The organism is Cellulomonas bogoriensis 69B4 = DSM 16987 (genome assembly GCF_000767165.1).
In the GTDB taxonomy this organism is placed as follows: domain Bacteria; phylum Actinomycetota; class Actinomycetes; order Actinomycetales; family Cellulomonadaceae; genus Actinotalea; species Actinotalea bogoriensis.
Genome location: NZ_AXCZ01000246.1, coordinates 1 through 2891, shown reverse-complemented (window position 1 = coordinate 2891; position 2891 = coordinate 1). Strand labels below are relative to the sequence as shown.

The following is a 2891-nucleotide window of genomic DNA, read 5'->3' as shown; positions in this document are numbered from 1 at the left end:
CGGGGTCGGGTCCGCCGGGGCCGACCCGACCCCGCGCGGGCGGCGGGGTGGGTCGGGGCGCGCGAGCGGGTGACCTGACCTTCGGGCCCTGCCGTTCGGGCAGGTCAGCAGGTACCATCGTTCGATGGCCAGCAAGCGGGCGCCGTCGGGGTCGCAGACGTCCCTGCGCGAGGCGAACCGTGAGCGCATCGTCCGCGTGGTGCAGCAGCGCGGCTCCCTCACCCAGGTCGAGCTCGCCGGTGTGACCGGGCTGTCCGCGGCGGCGGTGTCCAACATCGTCAAGGAGCTCGTCGCAGCGGGCGTCCTGACCACGTCACCGACGTCGCGCAGCGGCCGCCGGGCGCAAGAGGTCAGCCTCGCCCGCAACCTGGGCCTGGTAGCCGGCGTCCACTTCGCCGACCGCACCCTGAGGGTGGTCCTGGCGGACGTCACCCAGCGCGTGGTCGCCGACCAGCGACTCCCCCTGGCCCCCGATCATCGCCCCGACGTCGGCCTGGACCGCACCGCCCTGCTCGTGGAGGAGATGCTCGACGCGCTGGACACCTCGCGCAGCGAGCTCCTGGGTGTCGGTGTCGGCCTACCCGCCCCCGTGGACCAGCAGTCGGGCTCGGTGTCCGGCCTGGGGCTGCTGCGCGGGTGGGACGGCGTGGACGTGCCCGCGGTCCTGGCCGAGCGCCTGGGTGTCCAGGTCCTGGTCGACAACGACGCCAACCTCGGTGCCCTGGCCGAGGCGCGCCTCGGTGCCGGTGAAGGTGCCCGGCACGTGGCGTTCGTGCGCGTCGACCGCGGCATCGGCCTCGGTCTGGTGGTGGACGGGGCGGTCGTCAGGGGACGCGCCGGTGCCGCCGGCGAGGTCGGGCACATCCGGGTGACTGCCGGCGGGCCGCTGTGCCGCTGCGGCAACCGGGGTTGCCTCGAGACGGTCGCCGGGGCCGGCGCCGTGCTGGACCGCCTCCACCGCACCCACGGTCACCTGGCCGTCCGCGACGTCCTGGCACGGGCCGGAGAGGGCGACGTGGCGTGCAGCAACGCGGTCGCCGAGGCCGCCGAGGCGCTCGCCGGCGGGCTGGCGTCGGTCGTGGCCGTCACCGCCCCGGACGTGATCATCGTCGGGGGCGAGCTGGCTACGGCCGGTGAGGTGTACCTGGAGCCGTTGCGAGCGGCGCTGGTCGAGCACACCCTGCCCACCGCGGGCGGGCCGGTCCAGGTGCGACCCCCGGCGCTCGGAAGCCAGGCCGAGGTCAAGGGTGCCGTCGCCCTGGCCCTGGACGCCTACCGCGTGGGGAGCCCGGCCGGTCTGGGAGCGGGGCTCGAGGTCACTCGGTGAGGTGGGTCGGTGCCCGCGCTGCGGGTGCCGTGACGGTCGCGGCGCTGGCGCTCGCGGGCTGCGCGGGAACGGTCGAGGGGTTCACCGGCGCCGGTGAGGGGCCGTCGGTCGCGTTCCTGCTGCCCGAGTCCAAGACCAGCCGCTACGAGGCGGTGGACCGACCGGTGTTCACCGCCGCGGTCGCCCGCGAGTGCCCCGAGTGCCACGTGGTGTACGCCAACGCCGGGGGGGACGCCGCACGTCAGCAGGCGCAGGCGGAGGCCGCGCTGGTGCAGGGCGTGGACGTGCTGGTCCTGGACGCCGTGGATGGTGCCGCCGCGCGGGCGATCGTGGTCGAAGCCGCGGAGCGGGGGGTCAAGGTCCTCGCGTACGACAGGTTCGTCCAGGACGCTCCGCTGGACCACTACGTGGCCTACGACGGCGTTCAGGTCGGTCGCCTGCAGGGGGAGGCCCTGGTCAGGGTGCTGGGCGAGGTCCCGGACGGTTCCGGTGTGCTGATGGTCCACGGGGCCGGGGCGGACCCGAACGCCGCGGCGATCAAGGAGGGGGTGTGGGAGGTCGTGCGTGCGGCGGGACTGCCGGTGCTGGCCGAGTTCGACACCCCTGACTGGGCGCCGGACAAGGCCCAGGAGTGGGTGGAGGCCAAGCTGACCGAGCTGGGTGGCCGGGTGGTGGGGGTGTACGCGGCCAACGACGGGACGGCGGGGGCGACGATCTCGGCGCTGCGGGCGGCCGGGCGTGTGCCGGTCCCGCCGGTCACGGGCCACGACGCCGAGCTCGCGGCGGTCCAGCGCCTGGTCAGCGGTGACCAGCTCATGACGGTCCACAAGCACATCGACCGGCAGGCCGAGCAGGCGGCGGTGATCGCGGTGCGGCTGGCGCGCGGTGAGGCGGTGCCCGGCGAGGTGGACGTCGACGGTGTGCCGTCCCTGCTGCTGGACCCGGAGCCGGTCGTCCAGCAGGACGTGGCCGATCTCCTGGCGCGGGGGGTGCACCGGGTGCACGACGTGTGCACGGCGTCGTACCGGGCGGCCTGCGAGGAGCTCGGGCTGGAGGTCCCGCGTGGGTGACCCGGTGCTGTCGTTGCGGGGCGTGACGCACGCGTTCGGCGCGGTGCGGGCCCTGGTGGACGTCGACCTGGACGTCCGTCCCCGCGAGGTGGTCGCGGTGGTGGGGGAGAACGGTGCGGGCAAGACGACCCTGGTGCGGGTGATGGCCGGGGACCTGGTCCCGGATGCGGGTGAGGTGGTGGTCGACGGCGCGGAGGTGGCGCTGCGCTCCCCGCAGGTCGCCCGTCACCTGGGGATCGCGACCGTCTACCAGGACCTCGCGCTGTGCCACGACCTGGACGTGGTCGAGAACATCTTCCTCGGGCGTGAGCGTGCGCGCGGTTCCTTGCTGGACGAGGTCACGATGGAGGCCGAGGCCCAGCGGTTGCTGGCGCTGCTCGCCGCCCGGGTGCCCTCGGTGCGGATGCCGCTGTCGCAGCTGTCCGGTGGCCAGCGGCAGGCGGTGGCGATCGCCCGCGGGCTTCTCGACGACCCGCGGGTCCTGGTCCTGGACG

At 75.0% G+C, this 2891-nt stretch carries 3 protein-coding genes; all 3 read left to right on the top strand.

All coding sequences use genetic code 11. The annotated features are described in order from the left end of the window. Window positions 1-124: 124 nt before the first annotated feature. On the top strand, window positions 125-1327 hold the full coding sequence (locus N869_RS14075) for an ROK family transcriptional regulator (protein ID WP_035062627.1): 1203 nt from the start codon (window positions 125-127) through the stop codon (window positions 1325-1327). Next, window positions 1324-2397 carry a substrate-binding domain-containing protein gene (locus N869_RS14070; protein WP_035062625.1) on the top strand — a complete coding sequence of 358 codons (1074 nt, stop codon included), beginning with the start codon at window positions 1324-1326 and terminating at the stop codon, window positions 2395-2397. The genes N869_RS14075 and N869_RS14070 overlap by 4 nt, the downstream gene beginning before the upstream one ends. After that, window positions 2390-2891: ATP-binding cassette domain-containing protein (locus N869_RS14065; protein WP_035062624.1), on the top strand; the 502-nt coding region annotated here is incomplete at its 3' end. The genes N869_RS14070 and N869_RS14065, both read left to right, overlap by 8 nt.